The sequence below is a fragment of the Duganella rivi genome (assembly GCF_009857435.1).
GTDB classification, from domain to species: domain Bacteria; phylum Pseudomonadota; class Gammaproteobacteria; order Burkholderiales; family Burkholderiaceae_D; genus Rugamonas; species Rugamonas rivi.
The window spans coordinates 154,233-172,535 of the sequence record NZ_WWCK01000005.1; the positions used below are offsets into that span (position 1 = coordinate 154,233).

Here is an 18,303-nt window from a genome sequence, read left to right on the forward strand (position 1 = left end):
AGATGAAAGCCACCTTCCCGCCCCTTATTGAAGTATTGCCGGCCGGACATCAAGCTTATCATTGGCGTAATTGGTAATCCCTGAAGAGGCCCGTGCGTCACCATGTCCAGCAAACCCAACACTCCCGAGCAAAATCCGGCCGAGATCGCGCGTGAAGCGTTCCGCCGCCTCGCCGTGCGCCGCATTGCGCCGACGCCGGAAGCTTACCGCGACATTTACAACGAAATTGCCGGTATAACGCCCGAGCCGGCGGCGACGCCCGCTCCGCTGGGCAGCAGCGACCCGGGGCCGGAATCGGTACTGAGCCAGTTTGCCACCCGCATGACCGAGAACACCGGCGACCTGGCCGAGTTTGGCCGCCGCTTCAACCGCGCCGTCAAAACCCGCGACTGGGACGGCTATGCGCGCGCGCTATCGCAGCTGGTCGAAAAGCACATGGTCGCGCCGAAAAAAGGCATCGAAGTGGCCGGCCTGCCGGGTGAAGAAAACGAGCAGACCCGCAGCCTGCGCGACCTGCTGAGCCGTACCCTGACTTTTGCCGTGGCCTCGCTGCTGGCCGGCGCGCCAGTACTGGCCGCCGAAGCCGAATCGCTGGGCGCGGCCACCAAGGTCGCCCACAGCGAGGAAGCGCTGGCCGAAATCGCCCTGCGCCTGAAACAGCTGTGCTACCAGATCGAACTGCGCGGCGGCGACAGCGGCGAGCAGCAAGAACTGCTGCTGCGCCTGTTCAAGCTGCTGCTGGAAAACGTCAGCGAGCTGCTCGACGACGATAGCTGGCTGCGCGGCCAGATCGAAGCGGTGCAGAACCTGATCGCCGGCCCGCTCGACGTGCGCGCGCTGGAAGAAGCCACGCGCAGCCTGAAGGAAGTGATATACAAGCAGGGCCAGCTCAAGCACAGCCTGTCGGACGTCAAGCTCACCGTCAAGAACATGATGATGACCTTTATCGACCGGCTCGGCCAAGTGGCGGCCTCGACCGGCGACTTCCACGAGAAGATCGGCGGCTACTCGGACAAGATCAGCAAGGCCGACAATATCTCCGAACTGAACAGCATCCTGGATGAAGTGCTGAAAGAAACCCGCATCGTCCAGAACGAGGCGCTCAAGGCGCGCGACAAGATGATGTTGGCCAAGCAGGAAGTGCAGGACGCCGAAGCCCGCATCCACACGCTGGAAGCCAAGCTCCAGCATTTGAGCGAGCTGGTGCGCGAAGACCAGCTGACCGGCAGCCTGAACCGCCGCGGCCTCGACGACGTGTTCGAGCGCGAAACCGCGCGCTCCGACCGCCGCGGCACGCCGCTGTGCATCGCCGTGCTGGATCTGGACGACTTTAAAAAGCTCAACGATACCTACGGCCACATTGCCGGCGACGCCGCACTGAAGCACCTGGTGAAAATCGTCAAAGACACGCTGCGCTCGATGGACGTGATCGCCCGCTTCGGCGGCGAAGAGTTCCTGATCCTGATGCCGGAAACCACGGTCGAAGCGGCCGCTTCCACCATGACCCGCCTGCAGCGCGAGCTGACCAAGCACTTCTTCCTGCACGACAACGAGAAAGTGCTGATCACCTTCTCGGCCGGTGTCGCTCTGCGCCGCCCAAACGAGGAGCAAACCGAGCTGGTCAAGCGCGCCGACAAGGCCATGTACACCGCCAAGCAAACCGGCAAAAACCGCGTGGTGGTGGCCGACTGAAGCGGCTTCCCTCTGCGAAATCCCCCGCCCGGCCCCGCGCCGGGCTTTTTTTGCCCAAAAACATTAGCGAAATAAATTTTTTTTCGCCCTAAAGTTTCTTTTTTTGGCGTCGTTTAGACGCTCATGTGTAGCGAACTTTAGCCCTGCAGGCAAAAATTTTCCGCCGTTTTCTCCCTAAACTTTCCACATGGGAACCCGTTACCAGCTTCAACAGCGGTTTGATTGTCTCGGAACGCGGAGGCAGACCAAAGTGAAATGAGCACCCAGCCCAACACGTAGTATCTTGGAGAATCATCATGGCACAAGTCATCAATACCAACATTGCATCGCTGAACTCGCAACGTAACCTGACCACCTCGCAAGCTAGTCTGTCGACCTCGCTGCAACGCCTGTCGTCCGGTCTGCGCATCAACAGCGCAAAAGACGACGCTGCAGGTCTGGCTATTTCCGAGCGTTTCACGTCGCAGATTCGCGGCAATACCACGGCTGCGCGTAACGCCAACGACGGTATCTCGCTGGCACAAACGGCCGAGGGTGGCTTGAGCACCGCCGGCGACCTGCTGCAGCGTATCCGCGAACTGGCCGTTCAGTCGGCCAACGGCACCAACTCCGATTCCGACCGCAAGTCGATCCAGAACGAGGTGTCGGCCCTGTCGAACGAACTGAACCGCGTGGCCAACACCACCCAGTTCAACGGCCAGAACGTGCTGGACGGCTCGCTGACCTCGTCGCAATTCCAGGTGGGCGCCAACTCCGGCCAGACCATCAACATCGGCGTGCAATCGGCCAAGGCGACCGATCTGGGTAACAACACCCTGAAATCGGCAACCGGCAACGTGCTGGCAACCACTCTGTCGCAAGCAGCGTCGAATGCCACCGGCAGCAACAACATTGCCGCCGACGAAACCCTGACCATCAAGTCCGGCAATGGCATCAGCACCACCCTGACCGTTAAAGGCCTCACCGGCACCACCCCGGGCGACAGTGCCGCGAAAATTGCTGCGAACGTCAATGGTCTGAGCGGCACCACCGGCGTCACCGCGCAAGCATCGACCACCGCCACCATCACCGGCATCGCCGATGGTGCAGTACAGTTCGACCTGCGCGGCGCCAACTCTGTGGCCAACGATGCAACCTCGAAAGCAGTCACCATCTCGGCCAAAGTAGTTGGCGGCGACTTGTCAGCTCTCGCGCAAGCAATCAATGCGCAAAGCGGCACCACCGCCGTGACCGCGTCGATCAAGAAAGACGGCGCTGGCGTGTCCTCGCTGGTTCTGAACAACAGCAACGGCGACGACATCAATATCAGCAACGACCTGACGGACGCGCTGACTGGCCTCGGCCCAGCATCCATCGCTGGCGCGGAAACCCCGGCCAACGGCAGCACCGCCTCGGTTCCGGCCGCTACCGTTCCTATCCCAGTATCGGGTGGCGGTAACTCGGTCACTGTGGGTGGCAAGCTGACCTTCTCTTCGGACTCCGGTTTCTCGATCAGCTCGACTGGCAACGCCGTGTTGGGCGGCACCGCTGGCGACTCCTTCGGTTCCGACCTGCAATCGGTTGCCAAGCTGGATGTGAGCACCGTGGACGGTTCGAACGCTGCGCTGAAAACCATCGACTCGGCACTGAACCAGATCAACAGCAACCGCGCTGCACTGGGTGCGATCCAGAACCGTTTCGCGTCGACGATTTCGAACCTGAACACCGCCACCGAGAACTTGTCTGCCTCGCGTAGCCGTATTCAAGATACCGACTTCGCTGCAGAAACCGCGAGCCTGACCCGCGGCCAGATCCTGCAACAAGCTGGTACTGCGATCTTGGCGCAAGCTAACTCGCTGCCGAACGGCGTGCTGTCGCTGCTGCGTGGCTAAAATCCGGGGATGAGACGGCGCCGCAAGCGCCGCCGTAACCAGGTTCCCCGGCTGATTTTGTCAGTCGGGGATTTTTCGTAAAGGAAGCATCATGACTATCGATACCATAGGCTCGGCCACCACGGCCCGCACCGCCACCGAGCGCGCGCCGGTCAGTTCAGACGCCGCCGCCGCGCAGGGTGCTGCACGGGCACCGGCCACTGCCGTCGAGACCGCCGCTGCCGTGAAGGCGCCGTCGGCTGCCCCGACGCTGGACCAAGTCAACGAAGCCGTGTCGCAACTGAACAAGTCGGCCCAGGCCAAGTCGCAAGGGCTGGAGTTTTCCGTGGATAGCGACACCAAGCGCACCGTGGTGAAAGTGATCGACCAAAGCACCAAGGAAGTGCTGCGCCAGATCCCGTCGCCGGAAGCGCTGGAAATTGCCAAATCGCTGGAGTCGAAATCCGGCACCGGTCTGCTGATCTCGCAAACCGCCTGAAGCGGCTGCGCCTTGCGCGCGCCGCTTTTTTCTCTTCTGTGGCATCCTGACTCCGGGAGCGCCGCCCCGCCCAGCTTTACCATAGACACTGCCTATTTTTTCAGCTTTGCCTGAAGTGGCGGGTTTTCTCCCCTCTCAAGTCCGGTTTGATTCTGCCGATATTGTCTTATATTATTGTTTTACACAGGAGTACAACGTGGGCATCTCTTCTCCCGGCATCGGCTCAGGCATCGACGTCAACACCATCGTCAGTAAGCTGATGGCGGTGGAGTCTGCGCCACTGGCAGATTTCGACAAGAAGTCGGCCAGCTACCTGGCGCAGGTCTCGGCTTTCGGCAACCTGTCGGGCGCGCTCGGCTCGTTCCAGTCCTCGCTGTCCAGCCTGACCTCACTGTCCGGCTTCCAGACCATGTCGGCCACGCCCGGCGATAACTCGATCCTTACTGCCACGGCCACCGGCACCGCGATTCCCGGCAGCTACCGCATCAACGTCACCCAGGTGGCGCAGGCGCAAACGCTGGCCTCGGGCGGCTACAAGACCACCACGGCCGCCATCGGCACCGGTGCCAAGACCACGATCAACTTCTCGCTGGGCACCGTCAGCGGCGGCACCTTCGGCATTACCGGCACCGCGCTGGGCGCCAGCCTCAGCACCGGCGGCCTGACGCCGGGCGCGCTGACCATCAATAACACCGCGATTGCCACCGACGGCACCACCCGCAGCGCCCGCTTGCTGGCCGACGCCATCAATGCCAAGAGCACCACCACCGGCGTCTCGGCCAAGGCCGCCGCCACCGTCACCAGCGCCACCCTGTTCGGCAGCGGCGGCGCCTCGACCTTTGGCGACATTGACACCAGCGGCGGCGGCACCTATTCGCTGTCGGTGGGCGGTGTGGAAATTGCCGTGCAAGCGGCTGGCGTGGCTGGCGGCAGCGGCATCACCGCCGCCTCGCTCGACGCCGCGCTGACCGGCAACACGGCTGTCGCCCGCGCACTGGCCGACGCCAACATCACCGTCACCGGCACTGCGGCCGATGGCACTTTGCAATTCACCAATGCCGACGGCTCCAACATCGCCATTGCCGAGGCGGTCTCGTCGACGGGCACCGTCACCGGCGGCATCGGCAACGCCGCCGGCGTCGCCAATATCGGCTCCAGCACCACCGCCGTCAGCTCGATCTCGCTGATCTCGGCCGACGGCAGCCCGATCTCGGTGGGCGGCACCAACCCGGCCGGCGCTGGTTTCACCGCCGGCGTGGGCGGCGCCTACCTCGGCGCCAGCTTCGCGGCCGACTCGACCCGCACCAGCGGCAACATCGTCATCGACAGCAGCAACAACACGCTGGCGGGCATTGTTGCGGCCATTAACAAGGGCAACTTCGGCGTTACCGCCAGCATCGTCTCGGACGGTTCGACCGGCACCAATGCCACGCCGAACCGCCTGATCCTGACCTCGAGCGCCACCGGCGCCAGCTCGACCATGAAGATCTCGCTCAGTGGCTCCGGCGGCAATCCGGCTGATCCGGCGCTGGAGGCGCTGCTGGGCTACGACCCGGCCGGCACGCAAAACCTGAGCCAGAAGGCGGCGGCGGCCGACACCAAGGCCACCGTCAACGGCATCGACGTCACCAGTTCCAGCGCCGGTATCTCGGGCGCGATTAGCGGCGTCACCCTGAGCACGCTGAAAACCGGCAGCACCACGCTGACCATCGCCAAGGATTCGTCCGCGCTGAACAGTTCGGTGAGCGGTTTCGTGAAGGCCTACAACGACCTCAATTCGCAGATCAACCAGCTGAGTGGCTACAACGCCGATACCAAGACCGGCGGCCCGCTGCTGGGCGACTCGACCATCCGCAACCTGAGCGCGTCGATCCGCCGCGAGATGTCGAGCTCGATTACCGGCCTGGAAGGCAGCAAGCTGACCAACTTGTCGCAGATCGGCATCTCGTTCCAGAAGGACGGCACGCTGACGCTCGACAACAGCAAGCTCGGCAAGGCGATCAACGACAACTACGGCGACATCGCCGGCTTGTTCGCGGCGGTCGGCCGCGGTACCGACCCCGACATCAAATTCGTCAGTTCGACCGGCAAGACGCAGGCTGGCGACTACCGCGTCGACATTACCCAGCTGGCTACCCAAGGCACGCTGCAAGGCACCGCCGTGCTGCCGGCCGAGACTACCATCGACGCCGACACCACCTGGACGGTCACGCTGAACGATACCGTTCCATCCAACGTCAACAACACCGCCACCATTACCCTGCCGGCCGGCACCTACAATCCGAGCCAGCTGGCAACCATGCTGCAGTCGAGCATCAACGGCGTGAGCGCCTTCTCGTCGGCCGGCGCCACCGTGACCGCCACCGTCGGCGACGACGGCACGCTCAAGCTCAATTCGACACGCTATGGTTCCAAGTCCAACATCCACATCAACACCGCCACCGGCACCTCGGTGGCCACCGTGTTCGGCACTGGCACCTCGGTCGATGGCAAGGACGTGGCCGGCACCATTGGCGGCTACACCGCCACCGGCGACGGCCAGACCCTGACCGGCGCGGCCGGCGCACCGATCGAGGGCTTGAAGCTGACCATTGCCGGCGACACCACCGGCTCGCGCGGCAGCTTCGGCTTCTCGCAGGGCTACGCTTACCAGCTCAACACACTGGCCTCCGGCTACCTCGGCAGCGACGGCGCCATCACCAGCCGCACTACCGGCTTGAACAAGACCGTCAAGGATATCGAAAAGCAGAAGACCGCGTTCAGCGATCGCCTGACCGATATCGAAAAGCGCTACCGCGATCAATACTCGACGCTTGACACGACGATCGCCAGCATGAACACCACCGCGTCATTCTTGACGCAGCAGTTTGCGGCCATGGCGAAAGCCTGACCGCCAACGATTAAACAGGAGATAAAGAATGTTCGGATCTCGACAAACTGGCGTGAGCGCCTATGCCAAGGTTGGCATGGAAACCGGCGTGGTCGCCGCCAGTCCGCACAAGCTGATCGTGATGCTGTTCGACGGCGCGCTGGTCGCGCTGAGCACGGCATTGAACGGCATGCGCAGTGGCAATATCGGCGAGAAGGGCAAATCCATCTCCAAGGCCATCATGATCATCGACAGCGGCTTGCGCGCCGCGCTCGACAAGAAGGCCGGCGGCGAGATTGCCGAGGGGCTGGACGCACTGTACGAGTACATGAGCGCGCGCTTGCTGACGGCCAATCTCAACAACGATCCCAGCATCATCGAAGAAGTGCAGCGCTTGCTGACCGAGTTGCGCGACGCCTGGAACGCGATCGCCGACACCCCTGCCGCCACCGGCATCCAACCGACCAATAACCTCGCGAGCGCCTGATTTATGATGACGATTCAAGATGTTTTATCCGTGTACGCCGCGATGGCCGACCTGACCGAGCAGATGGTGCAAGCCGCCACCCGCAGCGACTGGGACGCGCTGGTGTTGCTTGAACAGCGCTGCGCGGCCCACGTGCAAACGCTGCGCGACCAGGAAGCGCCGCTGCCCATGACGGGCGCCGAACGCGAACGGAAAATTGAACTGATCCGCCAGATGCTCAACGCCGACCGCCAAATCCGCGACCTGACCATGCCGTGGATGGCCCAGCTGTCCAAACTGATTAATGCCACCGGCACTGAACGGCGCGTCGTGACCGCCTACGGTAGCGTCTAAAGCAGGCGCGCGCCATGTTGCCGCGCCTGGACGCCGCCATCGTCACGCCGGTCAAGCCGGCGGACGGGGCCGGTGCCGGCGTCGCCATTGGCGATGGCCGCCAGGCGGCCTTCCAGCGCGCCATCCAAAGCCTGGTCGGCCAGACCGTGCCGGCCGAGGTACTCTCCAAGCTCAAGGATGGCAGCTACCTGGTCAAGGTAGCCGAGAATTCCGTGCGCCTGATGTTGCCGGGCGATACGCAGGTCGGCACCAGCGTGCCGCTGACCGTACTCAGCGCCCAGCCGCGCCCGACCTTCCAGCTTGGCAATAGCGCGCCGGGCAGCGCCCCTACCCTGCTGTACACCGATGCTGGAACCGCCGAGGGCGGCGAAGCGGCAAGCAGCTTGCCGTCGCAAGGCGCGGCAGTCTACGTGCCGGGCAGCGGCAAACCGGCCAGCGGCGCGGCCCAAGGCGCGCCCGGCCAACCCGGCGCCCCTGCAACAGGCGATGGCGCCGAGGCCGCCGCCGATGGCGATGGCATTCCCGGCCAGCTCAAACCTGGCGCACCCAATACACCTGCTACTGGCAACGCAGCTGGTACGCCCGGTGCTGCCGGCAATGCCGCCGCTGGCCGCCCCGGATTGCCGGCCGGCGCAGGTGCCGGAGCTGGCGCCGCCGCTGACGCCCCCGACACGCCGGCCAATGCCGCCGCCCAAGGCCGTCCAGCGGTCGCTGCGGGCAATGCCGCCATCCCGAATCCGGCCGCCGCCTTGGCTACGCCTGCAGGCGCAGCAGCAGCGCAGGCCGCCGCCACACTGGCCGCCGGGACTGCCGGCTCCGCAGTTCCTGCCGACGCCGTCAAACCGCAAAGCCTGGCCGCCACCCTGCTCGGCAAAGCGCCGCTGACGCCGGCCAGCGAACTGCCCGAGCTCAGTGCCAACACGCCGCAGCCGACGCTGAGCAGCGCCGCGCGCGTGCTGACCACCATCCTCAGCACCGCGCAAGCCGGACAAGCGGCGCAAGCAGCCCTGATCGGCAAAACTGCGCTATTCGGCAACGCCGCGCCCGACACCGACGCGCTGGCGCAAAAGCTGCACGACACCATTTCCAAAAGCGGCCTGTTCTACGAATCCCACGTGGCCGAATGGGCCAAGGGCGAGCGCCCAATCGCCGACCTGATGCGCGAGCCGCAAATGCAGCGCCTGCTGCAACAAGGCGGCGAAGCTGCGCGCGCCGCCAACAACGGCCCCGACCTCAGCGCCGCGCAAATGATCAACCAGCAATTGCACACGCAGGAACAGCACCGCGTGCTGTGGCACGGCCAGGCGTGGCCGGGGCAGGAAATGCAGTGGGACGTGCGGCGCGACCAGCGCGAAGGCGGCAAGGAAGGCGGCGAGACCGACGGCGAGCCGGAACAAATCTGGCGCAGCGGTGTGCGCTTCCGCCTGCCGATGCTGGGCGCGGTCTCGGCCGCAGTCACGCTGGTGGGCGACCAAGTCCACATCCAGGTGCAAACCGACAGCGACGGCAGCGCCGTCACCCTGCGCGCCTACGCAGGCGAGCTGGAAAGCGCGATGGCGGCAGCCGGTGCGCCGCTGTCCTCGCTGACCATCAGCCAGGAGGACGATCATGGCGGATGAAGCCCCGCGCAAGCCGCTGCAGCAAGCCGTGGCGCTGGCCTACGACACCGGCAAGCCTGCGCCGAAAGTGGTCGCGAAAGGCCGCGGGCTGGTGGCCGAGCAAATCATCCACGTGGCGCAGGAGGCCGGCGTGGCCATCCACGAGTCGAAAGAGCTTGTGTCCCTGCTCATGGAAGTTGATCTAGACCAACAGATCCCACCCATCCTTTATCGTACAATTGCGGAACTGTTGGCCTGGCTATATCATATTGAAGCAGCGCAAAAGTCTGGCTTGCCCCTGCCGCCCGCACCGGACACCAGCATCCCCTTGACCGAAATTTGACCGAAACGGCTTTAGATGTACCCTCACTTTCAGGATGCGGAATTGGAAAACTGGCACGATTTTGAAGTCGAATCACGACGGGAGATTTTCTCCCTGCTGCGCGGTATCGGCGAAAAAAACCAGTTAATTCGCATGCTGATCCATGGCGAATCGGATGTCTGCGTGACCTCCATCCTCGACGTCGACGACGCCAACAACACCGTCTACCTTGATTGCTCGATCGACCAGGAGCAGAACAAGCGCATCCTGGCCTCGCGCCGGCTGTCGTTTGAAACCACGCTGGACAAGGTGCGCATCCTGTTTGCGGCCGACCAGATCGAATCGACCACGTTTGAAGGCAACCCGGCGTTCAAAATCCCGTTCCCGGCAACGCTGATCCGCTTGCAGCGGCGCGAGTACTACCGCATCGCCACGCCGGTGACCAACCCGGTGCGAGTGCAGATCGTCTTACCGGCCGAGCTGGGCGGCCCGACCACCTTCCCGCTGGCCGACATCAGCTGCGGCGGAATTGCCATTCTCGACAACAAAATGATTCTGGGCGACGCCATCGGCAAAAACTACGCCGATTGCAAAATCGACCTGCCCGAGATCGGCCAAATCACCACCGCGCTACAGGTGCGCAATTCGCTCGATCTGACCCTGCTGAACAACAAAACCAACCGCCGCCTGGGCTGCGAGTTCGTCAACATCTCGCGCGGCGCGCTGTCCAGCGTCCAGCGCTACATCACCAAGCTGGAACGCGAACGCAACGCCCGCATCGCCGGCTTAAGTTAAAACTCCGGGGTCAGGTCCTCCATTTCTACACGAGCCCAGCCATAGTCTTTGCTACGGCTGGGCTCGTGTAGAAATGGAGGACCTGACCCCGGAGCTTATTTTTTTCGTCACACCTGCATATTCATGATGTCGTGGTAGGCTGACACCAGCTTGTTGCGCACCTGGATCGTGCCCTGGAAGTTGATGCTGGCTTTTTGTTGCGCGATCATCACGTCCGACAGGCTGACGGTGTCGTCGCCCATGGCGAATTTCTTGTTCAAGCCGTCCGCTTCCACCTGGCTGGCGTTGACCGCGTCCAGCGACTTTTTCAAGGCATCCTGAAAATCCGCCTTCGGCACCGCCGGCGGCTCGGTCGCAATCACCGGCGGCTTGAGGTCGGGCTTGGTCGCGTGCGCGTGTAGCTGCGCAATCATGGCTTGGATTCGACTACTGTCAATTCCACCTGTAATCATTGCTGACTCCTTTTTTATACGTGCTGACAGAATAACAAGGAGTCCGCAAGCCCCCACCTCCGAGCAGGACGGTAAACGGCCCCTTATTCCCCCTATTGAATTTCCCAAATACAAGCAATAATGGCGATATTCCTTATAGAACCCTCCACCGGGACTCAACGATCATGGCCGTAGCGGAAGAAATCGACAACGACACAGCAGCCGGCGCGCAAGACGACGGCGCCGAGAAGCTGCCCTTCATCCAGACGCCGATGGGCCGCAATTTCCTGCGCGCCGCCGGGGCTGCCGCCATCGTCGCCATCCTGTTCGGCCTGTACCTGTGGAACAAGCCGCCCGAATACGCGGTGCTGTTCTCCAACTTCACCGACCGTGACGGCGGCGCCATCACGGCCGAGCTGGACAAGCTGCAAATCAAGCACAAGTTCGCCGACAACGGCACCGCCATCCTGGTGCCGGTCGACCAGGTGCACGACATCCGCCTCAAGCTGGCGGCACAGGGCTTGCCGAAAGGCGGCACGGTCGGCTTCGAGCTGATGGAAAACCAGAAACTGGGCGTGTCCCAGTTCGCCGAACAAGTCAATTACCAGCGCGCACTCGAAGGCGAACTGGCCCGCTCCGTGATGTCGCTGGCGCCGGTGGAAAACGCCCGCGTCCACCTGGCGCTGCCGAAGCCGTCCGTGTTCGTGCGCGACCAGCAAAAACCAACCGCCTCGGTGATCGTGACCCTGCGCACCAACCGCATGCTGGACGCGCAGCAAACCGGCGCCATCATCCACCTGGTGGCGTCCAGCGTGGCCGAGCTGACGCCGGCCAACGTCACCGTAGTCGACCAGGCCGGCAACCTGATTTCTGAGCAGAATAAACCTGGCGCAGCCGCCAACGCCAAGCTCGACGAGCAGCAGCTTAAATACGTCAAGGACTTGCAGACGCAGGTGATCCGCCAGGTCGAGTCCATCGTCACCCCTATCGTTGGCGAAGGCAATGTGCGCGCCGAGGCAGTGGCCGACGTCGACTTCGCCAAGATCGAGCAAGCGTCCGAGAACTACAAGCCGAACTCGCCACCGGCCGCCTCGGCCATCCGCAGCCAGCAGACCAGCGAAACCAACGGCAACAACAATGCCCAGAATCCGGGCGGCATCCCGGGCGCGCTGTCGAACCAGCCGCCGGGCACGGCCACCGCCCCGCTCAACCAGACCGCCCAGGCCAACGGCCCCAACGCGCCGCCGCCGGGCACCGTGCCGGGCACCGTCAACCCCAACGCCGCCGCCGGCCCGAGCCACAAGGAATCGACTACCAATTACGAAGTCGACAAGACCGTGCGCTACGAGCAGCGCGGCATGGGCGGCCTGCGCCGCCTGACCGTGGCGGTGGCCGTCAATTACAAGCGCATCGTCGATAAGGACGGCAAAGTTACGGTAAAGGCCTATACTCCTGAGGAGATGGCCAAGATCAATGACCTGGTGCGCCAGGCCATGGGCTATAACCAGGACCGCGGCGACGCCGTCAGCGTGGCCAACTCGCCGTTCGATGGCGTCGACAAGCCGTACGAGCCGCCGCCGGAATGGTGGAAAGACCCGGCCAACTTGCCGATGGCCAAGGATTTCGCCAAGTTCCTGATCACCGCCCTGATCTTGCTGTACATCGTGCTGCGTATCGTCCGCCCGATGATGCGCCCGGTGTTCAAGAAAATCGACGAGATCAACGCGCCCGAGCCGGAACCGGAAGTACCGGAAGAAGTGGTCGAAGAAGGCCCGGACGAAGCGCTCATCGCCGAAGAAGAGCTGCGCAAAATGGAAGAAAACACTGCCCGCGGCTACCGCGAAAACCTGGCCATGGCCAAGAAACTGGCAGTGGAAGACCCACGTATTGTTGCCAACGTGATTAAAGAATGGATAGGCGCAAATGACTGAGAATACCGGACTGCAAAAAGCCGCCATCCTGATGCTGGCGATGGGCGAGACCGAGGCCGCCGAGGTGATGAAATTCCTCGGCCCGCGCGAAGTGCTGAAGCTGGGCGCGGCCATGGCCACCATGAAAAACGTGCCGCACGAGGAAGTGGTCGGCACGCTCGACAATTTCCGCGATATGGTGGCGGCCGCCTCCACCGTGGGCCTGGACTCGGACGAGTACATCCGCCAGGTGCTGACCAAGGCGCTGGGCGACGACAAGGCCTCGGTGCTGCTGTCGCGCATTCTGGGCGGCAAGGACGCGTCCGGTATTGAATCGCTGAAGTGGATGGATTCGCAATCCGTGGCCGAGCTGATCCGCAACGAACACCCGCAGATTATCGCCACCATCCTGGTTCACCTCGAACGCGACCAGGCTTGCGAGATCCTCGGCAACTTCACCGACCGCCTGCGCAACGACGTGGTGCTGCGGATCGCCACACTGGACGGCGTGCAGCCGGCCGCGCTGCGCGAGCTGAATGACGTGCTGACCAAGCTGCTGTCCGGTAACGAGAACATCAAGAAATCGACGCTGGGCGGTGTGCGCGCGGCGGCCGAGATTCTCAACTTTATGTCCGGCGAGCAGGAAAGCTCGGTCATGGACAACATCAAGAACTACGACAACGACATGGCGCAGAAGATCATGGACGAGATGTTCGTGTTCGACAACCTGATCGATATCGACGATCGCGGCATCCAGCTGCTGCTGCGCGAGGTGCAGTCCGAGATGCTGATCATCGCCTTGAAAGGCGCGTCGCAGGAACTGCGCGACAAGATCTTCAAGAATATGTCGGCCCGTGCATCGGAAATGATGCGCGAAGACCTGGAATCGAAAGGCCCGGTGCGCCTGTCGGAAGTGGAAACGCAACAAAAGCAAATCCTGCAAATCGTGCGCCGCCTGGCCGACGAAGGGCAGATCGTGCTGGGTGGTAAAGGCGAGGATTCCTTCGTTTAAACATGGTAATTCATTCCAAAGAACAGCAGACGGCGTTTCAGCGCTGGGAGATGACCTCGTTTGGCGACGAGCGTCCCAGCTCGATCGCCCTGCGCGAGGCCGAACAGCGCGAGCGCGATGCAGAAAACGCCCGCCTCGAGGCCGAGCAGCGCGTGCAGGAAGCCTTGCAGGCGCAGCAAGAACAAATGGAAATGGGCCCGCCGCTGCCGCCGCCCACCGCTTACCCGACCGTGGAAGAACTGGAGCAAATCCGCGAGGATGCGCGCAAGGAAGGCTATGAGGAAGGCCACGCCGCCGGTCACGCGGACGGCCATGCCGAAGCCATGGAGGCCGGCCAGGCAGCCACCAAGGAAGAGTTGCAGCACATGCGCGCGCTGGCCGACAGCTTCAGCACCGCGCTGCATGACGCCGATCAGCTGATCGCCAACGACGTGCTCGACCTCGCCCTGCAACTGGCCAAGGGCATGCTGAAAAACGCGCTGCAAGTGAAGCCGGAGCTGATCCTGCCTATCGTGCGCGACGCCATCGAATACCTGCCGGTGCTGCAGCAACCTGCCCTGCTGGTGCTGCACCCGGACGACGCCGCCACCGTGCGCGCCGGCATCGGCGAGGAGCTGGACAAGGGCGGCTGGCGCGTGGTGGAAGATCCATCGGTCGGCCGTGGCGGCTGCAAGGTCGATACCGCCTCCAACCAAATCGACGCCACCGCCGCCGCGCGCTGGCAACGCCTGAGCCACGCGCTGGGCAAAGAAGTAGACTGGCTGGCCTAAGATCATGGACGCCGTTGCCAATCCCCACGCCGGACGCTGGAAATCCTACCTCAACGATTGCGCCGAGCTAGTCGGCTTTGTTGAGCCGATGCAGATTTCCGGCCGCGTTACGCGCGTGGCCGGGCTGGTGATGGAAGCGGTCGGCCTGCGCCTGGCCGTCGGCGCGGCCTGCACCGTGCCGCTGCCGGCCGGCGGCAAAATTGAAGCCGAAGTGGTTGGCTTTGAGGGCGACAAACTGTTCCTGATGCCGCAATCGGACGTGGAAGGCGTGGTGCCCGGCACCCGCGTGTTCCCGGTTGAGCCATCGATCCCGAAACCGGGCACCGTGACCCACCCGCGCCGCCGCCCAAGCGACCGCGCGCGCCATCTGCCGGTCGGCCCCGAACTGCTGGGCCGCGTGCTGGACGGCGCCGGCCGCCCGCTGGACGGCCTCGGCCCGCTTAACACCTCCGACAGCGCGCCGATCAATACCCGCCCCGCCAATCCGCTGGGCCGCGCGCCGATCGCCGAAACGCTGGACGTCGGCGTGCGCTCCATCAACGCCATGCTGACCGTCGGACGCGGCCAGCGCATGGGCTTGTTCGCCGGTTCCGGCGTCGGTAAATCCGTGCTGCTGGGCATGATGGCGCGCTACACCGAGGCTGATATCATCGTGGTCGGCCTGATCGGCGAACGCGGACGAGAAGTAAAAGAATTCATCGAACAAATTCTCGGCGAGGAAGGCTTGGCGCGCTCCGTCGTGGTCGCTGCCCCAGCCGACACGCCGCCGCTGATGCGCCTGCAAGGCGCCGCCTACGCCACCGCCATTGCCGAGCATTTCCGCGACAAAGGCCAGAACGTGCTGCTGATCATGGACTCGCTGACCCGCTACGCCATGGCGCAACGCGAGATCGCGCTGGCCATCGGCGAGCCACCCGCTACCAAGGGCTATCCGCCATCGGTGTTTGCCAAGCTGCCTATCCTGGTCGAGCGCGCCGGCAACGGCGAAATGGGCGGCGGCTCCATCACTGCCTTCTACACCGTGCTGACCGAGGGCGATGACCAGCAAGACCCGATTGCCGACTCGGCGCGCGCGATCCTGGACGGCCACATCGTGCTGAACCGCCGCCTGGCCGAGGCTGGCCACTACCCTGCTATCGACATCGAGCAGTCGATCAGCCGCGCCATGCACTCAATCACCTCGCACGAGCACCAGACCAAGGCGCGCCAACTGAAGCAACTGTTCTCGCGCTTCGAGCGCAGCCGCGACCTGATCAGCGTGGGCGCCTACGCCGCCGGCACCGACCCGGTGCTCGATCAGGCCATCCAATTACATGACCGCATCGAGAATTTCTTGCAACAACAGATCACCGAACGGGTGACCATGGGCGAGAGCTTAGGCCAACTTACCTCTCTATTCGACTGATTGACGCTGTATTCCGCCACCTATAATTGACTCACCATGGCTTCCAAAGCGCAATTAGAAACACTGATGGACCTCGCGCGGCGTGAGACGGACGACGCTGCCAAACGGCTGGGCGTCGCCCTGAAAGCCGTCGAAGACGCCAGGCAAAAGCACGAAATGCTGGTCGGCTACCGCGAGGAATACCTGAAACGTTTCGAAGCAGCGCAGGCGGCCGGCATCACGCCGATGGCTTACCGCAACTTTGTAGCCTTCATCGAGAAGCTGGACACCGCCGTCAAGGGGCAGCTGGACATGATCAAGCACGCCGAGTACCGCAGCGACCAGGAAAAAGCCGCGTGGCAGGCCAGCGAGCGCAAGCGCATGTCCTACTCCACCCTCAACGATCGGGCGGACGCCGCCGCGCTCAAGCTGGAAAACAAGCGCGACCAGAAGCAAATGGACGAACACGCAGCAAGGCAGGCGTACTACAAACGATGACATTGAGAGAGCGCGAAACATGCAAACCCCGAACCTCCAGACTCCTACCCTGAACGCCAATGCAGTGGCCGCGCCAAAATCGAATGTCAGCTTCGGCGCAGGCGGCGACAACAACGCTTTCAAACAAGCGCTGTCGCGCGAAATGGATCAGCGCAGCAATGCCAGCAACGCCAGCAGCAACCAGCCAACTCGCGCCGCCGAGCGCCCTGCCGCCTCGCGCGCATCCGCACCGAAACAGCAGCAAGCCGCACCGGCCAAGCAGGCCGACGCCCAAAGCAACGACACTGAATCCGCCGCACCGGCAGCCACTGCCAGCGCCGACGCCGCCGCACCAGCACCGGCCAAGACCGCCTCCAGCGACAGCGAAAGCAGCACCGCCAACGTCGATGCCGACAGCGCCGCCAGCGATGCGCAAGCCGCACAGACGGCCGATCCGGTAGCCGACATGCTGGCTCTGGTAGCCGCCTTCAATCAGGCAGCCGCACCGTCGGCCACGCCAACCGCCACCGCCGATGCCAGCGCGACCGCCATTGGCAGCGCAGCAAGCGGCGCAGCCGCCTTGGCCGCATCGGCCGCCGCAGCAACGGCCGCCGACGCCGCTGCCGCGCAGGCAGCCGCCGCTGCACAAGCCGCTCTTGCCGCAGCCGCTGGCGACGCCGCCGCAACTGCCGATGCCGCCAACGCCGCAGGCACGGTGGATGCCGACGCAGCCGCCGCACTGGCCGCAGCAGCCGACACCGCCGGCGCAGATGCAGCCGCCCTGCAAGCCGCACAAGACAAAGCCGCCGCTGCCGCAAACGACTTCAAGACCGCACTGGGCAAAGCCGGTACGGCCGCGCAATCGGCCGCCGACGCAGCTGCGGCGGCCGGCGCTGCCGCCGCACAAGCGGCAGCCGAAGGCAAAACCGACGCCAGCTTGAAAACCACCGTCACCACGGCAGCTAACGCCAGCGCTGACGCAGCCAAGGCCGACGCCAAGCCGGCCACCGACATTGCCGACACCGCGACCGTAGCCGATGCCGCACCGAAAACCGGCGCCGACGCCATCAACCGCATCGAGACCAAGGCTGCGCCAGCCACCGACGCCCAGCCGCAAGTGTCGCAAACCCAGCAACAGCAGCAAGCGGCCGATCCTGCCCAGCTGGCTGCCGCACAGAAAACCGGCACGACCGCCAATGCCGAGGCCACCGCCGCACTGAAAGAAGCCAGCATCACCGTCGCCCCTACCGCCAGCCACGCCACGCAAGAACTGGCCAAGGCCGCCACCGCCGTCCCGACCGACAAACTGAGCAGCCGCGTCGGCACTCAGCAATGGGATCAGCAACTGGGCCAGAAAATCGTCTTCATGGCGGCCGGCGGCGAACAAAGCGCCACCATGGAACTGAATCCGCCAGACCTCGGCCCGCTGCAAGTGGTGCTGAGCGTGAACAAGGACCAAGCCACCGCCGCCTTCAGCTCGGCCGCGCCGGAAGTGCGCCAGGCGCTGGAATCGGCGCTGCCGAAGCTGAAAGAGATGATGAGCGAAGCCGGCATCCAGCTGGGCAGCGCCACCGTCTCGGCCGGCATGTCGGATCAGAACAACAACGCTTACGGCCAGCAAGCGAACTCTGCGCAAAGCGGTAGCGGTAATGGCGGCAGCCGTGGCAACGGCGGCTACGGCCGCAACAGCGGCAGCGAAGCCGAGGCCGCGCGCGCTGCACCACCGGTACGCCGTTTGCCCGCTGGCGCGGTCGATACGTTCGCGTAAGCAGGCCTTATCACCGATGAAAACCGGGACTGGCCCCTGCCCTCCCGGTTTTGTTGTCTGTTACACTACGGAAACGCCAAGCAGCAGGGGGAACGCCCCTCTTTTC

General features: G+C 63.8%; 16 protein-coding genes. 15 read left to right on the plus strand and 1 reads right to left on the minus strand.

Features of this window, described 5'->3' with window-relative positions; translation table 11 throughout:
* Positions 1–102 precede the first annotated feature (102 nt).
* The 9 genes from GTP45_RS16835 (at position 103) to GTP45_RS16875 (ending at position 10,445) form a co-directional block, all read left to right on the plus strand.
* Complete coding sequence (locus GTP45_RS16835; protein WP_161015042.1) at positions 103–1,692, plus strand: sensor domain-containing diguanylate cyclase; 1,590 nt, start codon at positions 103–105, stop codon at positions 1,690–1,692.
* A gap of 296 nt (positions 1,693–1,988) precedes the next feature.
* Positions 1,989–3,563: a flagellin N-terminal helical domain-containing protein gene (locus tag GTP45_RS16840; RefSeq protein ID WP_161015043.1), complete on the plus strand. Its 1,575-nt coding sequence runs from the start codon at positions 1,989–1,991 to the stop codon at positions 3,561–3,563.
* 91 nt (positions 3,564–3,654) lie between these two features.
* A complete protein-coding gene (locus GTP45_RS16845) occupies positions 3,655–4,041 on the plus strand; it encodes a flagellar protein FlaG (RefSeq protein ID WP_161015044.1) in 387 nt (128 codons plus the stop codon).
* 196 nt (positions 4,042–4,237) lie between these two features.
* A complete protein-coding gene (gene fliD, locus GTP45_RS16850; RefSeq protein ID WP_161015045.1) occupies positions 4,238–6,931 on the plus strand; it encodes a flagellar filament capping protein FliD in 2,694 nt (897 codons plus the stop codon).
* 28 nt (positions 6,932–6,959) lie between these two features.
* Positions 6,960–7,397: a flagellar export chaperone FliS gene (fliS, locus tag GTP45_RS16855; protein WP_161015046.1), complete on the plus strand. Its 438-nt coding sequence runs from the start codon at positions 6,960–6,962 to the stop codon at positions 7,395–7,397.
* A 3-nt stretch (positions 7,398–7,400) separates the two neighbouring features.
* Positions 7,401–7,730, plus strand: a complete 330-nt coding sequence (locus GTP45_RS16860; protein ID WP_161015047.1) for a flagellar protein FliT — start codon at positions 7,401–7,403, stop codon at positions 7,728–7,730.
* 14 nt (positions 7,731–7,744) lie between these two features.
* Positions 7,745–9,349 (plus strand): flagellar hook-length control protein FliK, encoded by a 1,605-nt coding sequence (fliK, locus tag GTP45_RS16865; RefSeq protein ID WP_161015048.1) that lies wholly within the window; start codon positions 7,745–7,747, stop codon positions 9,347–9,349.
* On the plus strand, positions 9,339–9,671 hold the full coding sequence (locus tag GTP45_RS16870) for an EscU/YscU/HrcU family type III secretion system export apparatus switch protein (RefSeq protein WP_161015049.1): 333 nt from the start codon (positions 9,339–9,341) through the stop codon (positions 9,669–9,671). The genes fliK and GTP45_RS16870 overlap by 11 nt, the downstream gene beginning before the upstream one ends.
* Positions 9,672–9,686: 15 nt before the next feature.
* Positions 9,687–10,445: a flagellar brake protein gene (locus GTP45_RS16875; protein ID WP_161015050.1), complete on the plus strand. Its 759-nt coding sequence runs from the start codon at positions 9,687–9,689 to the stop codon at positions 10,443–10,445.
* 107 nt (positions 10,446–10,552) lie between these two features.
* On the opposite strand, the gene fliE is transcribed toward GTP45_RS16875, so the two are convergent.
* Positions 10,553–10,897, minus strand: coding sequence for a flagellar hook-basal body complex protein FliE (gene fliE / locus GTP45_RS16880; RefSeq protein WP_161015051.1), 345 nt, complete (start codon positions 10,895–10,897; stop codon positions 10,553–10,555).
* A gap of 164 nt (positions 10,898–11,061) precedes the next feature.
* Here fliE and fliF point away from each other — a divergent pair, with 164 nt between their 5' ends.
* The 6 genes from fliF to GTP45_RS16910 are packed head-to-tail and all read left to right on the plus strand — an operon-like array spanning position 11,062 to position 18,197.
* A complete protein-coding gene (fliF, locus tag GTP45_RS16885) occupies positions 11,062–12,807 on the plus strand; it encodes a flagellar basal-body MS-ring/collar protein FliF (RefSeq protein ID WP_161015052.1) in 1,746 nt (581 codons plus the stop codon).
* Positions 12,800–13,798: a flagellar motor switch protein FliG gene (gene fliG, locus GTP45_RS16890; protein ID WP_072781382.1), complete on the plus strand. Its 999-nt coding sequence runs from the start codon at positions 12,800–12,802 to the stop codon at positions 13,796–13,798. Before fliF ends, fliG begins: the two co-directional genes overlap by 8 nt.
* 2 nt (positions 13,799–13,800) lie before the next feature.
* The gene (locus GTP45_RS16895) at positions 13,801–14,568 is read left to right on the plus strand and encodes a flagellar assembly protein FliH (protein WP_161015053.1); all 768 of its coding nucleotides are present in this window, start codon (positions 13,801–13,803) and stop codon (positions 14,566–14,568) included.
* A 4-nt stretch (positions 14,569–14,572) separates the two neighbouring features.
* Positions 14,573–15,973: a flagellar protein export ATPase FliI gene (fliI, locus tag GTP45_RS16900; protein WP_161015054.1), complete on the plus strand. Its 1,401-nt coding sequence runs from the start codon at positions 14,573–14,575 to the stop codon at positions 15,971–15,973.
* A gap of 36 nt (positions 15,974–16,009) precedes the next feature.
* Positions 16,010–16,450, plus strand: coding sequence for a flagellar export protein FliJ (fliJ, locus tag GTP45_RS16905; protein WP_161015055.1), 441 nt, complete (start codon positions 16,010–16,012; stop codon positions 16,448–16,450).
* Positions 16,451–16,469: 19 nt separating this feature from the next.
* A complete protein-coding gene (locus tag GTP45_RS16910; RefSeq protein ID WP_161015056.1) occupies positions 16,470–18,197 on the plus strand; it encodes a flagellar hook-length control protein FliK in 1,728 nt (575 codons plus the stop codon).
* The last annotated feature ends 106 nt before the right edge of the window (positions 18,198–18,303 follow it).

Bases quoted from the DNA above. Each gene is read 5' to 3' on its own strand.
- GTP45_RS16835 (WP_161015042.1), top strand. From the start codon at position 103: ATGTCCAGCAAACCCAACACTCCCGAGCAAAATCCGGCCGAGATCGCG.
- GTP45_RS16840 (WP_161015043.1), top strand. From the start codon at position 1,989: ATGGCACAAGTCATCAATACCAACATTGCATCGCTGAACTCGCAACGT.
- GTP45_RS16845 (WP_161015044.1), top strand. From the start codon at position 3,655: ATGACTATCGATACCATAGGCTCGGCCACCACGGCCCGCACCGCCACC.
- fliS (WP_161015046.1), top strand. From the start codon at position 6,960: ATGTTCGGATCTCGACAAACTGGCGTGAGCGCCTATGCCAAGGTTGGC.
- GTP45_RS16860 (WP_161015047.1), top strand. From the start codon at position 7,401: ATGATGACGATTCAAGATGTTTTATCCGTGTACGCCGCGATGGCCGAC.
- fliK (WP_161015048.1), top strand. From the start codon at position 7,745: ATGTTGCCGCGCCTGGACGCCGCCATCGTCACGCCGGTCAAGCCGGCG.
- GTP45_RS16870 (WP_161015049.1), top strand. From the start codon at position 9,339: ATGGCGGATGAAGCCCCGCGCAAGCCGCTGCAGCAAGCCGTGGCGCTG.
- GTP45_RS16875 (WP_161015050.1), top strand. From the start codon at position 9,687: ATGTACCCTCACTTTCAGGATGCGGAATTGGAAAACTGGCACGATTTT.
- fliE (WP_161015051.1), bottom strand. From the start codon at position 10,897: ATGATTACAGGTGGAATTGACAGTAGTCGAATCCAAGCCATGATTGCG.
- fliF (WP_161015052.1), top strand. From the start codon at position 11,062: ATGGCCGTAGCGGAAGAAATCGACAACGACACAGCAGCCGGCGCGCAA.
- fliG (WP_072781382.1), top strand. From the start codon at position 12,800: ATGACTGAGAATACCGGACTGCAAAAAGCCGCCATCCTGATGCTGGCG.
- GTP45_RS16895 (WP_161015053.1), top strand. From the start codon at position 13,801: ATGGTAATTCATTCCAAAGAACAGCAGACGGCGTTTCAGCGCTGGGAG.
- fliI (WP_161015054.1), top strand. From the start codon at position 14,573: ATGGACGCCGTTGCCAATCCCCACGCCGGACGCTGGAAATCCTACCTC.
- fliJ (WP_161015055.1), top strand. From the start codon at position 16,010: ATGGCTTCCAAAGCGCAATTAGAAACACTGATGGACCTCGCGCGGCGT.
- GTP45_RS16910 (WP_161015056.1), top strand. From the start codon at position 16,470: ATGCAAACCCCGAACCTCCAGACTCCTACCCTGAACGCCAATGCAGTG.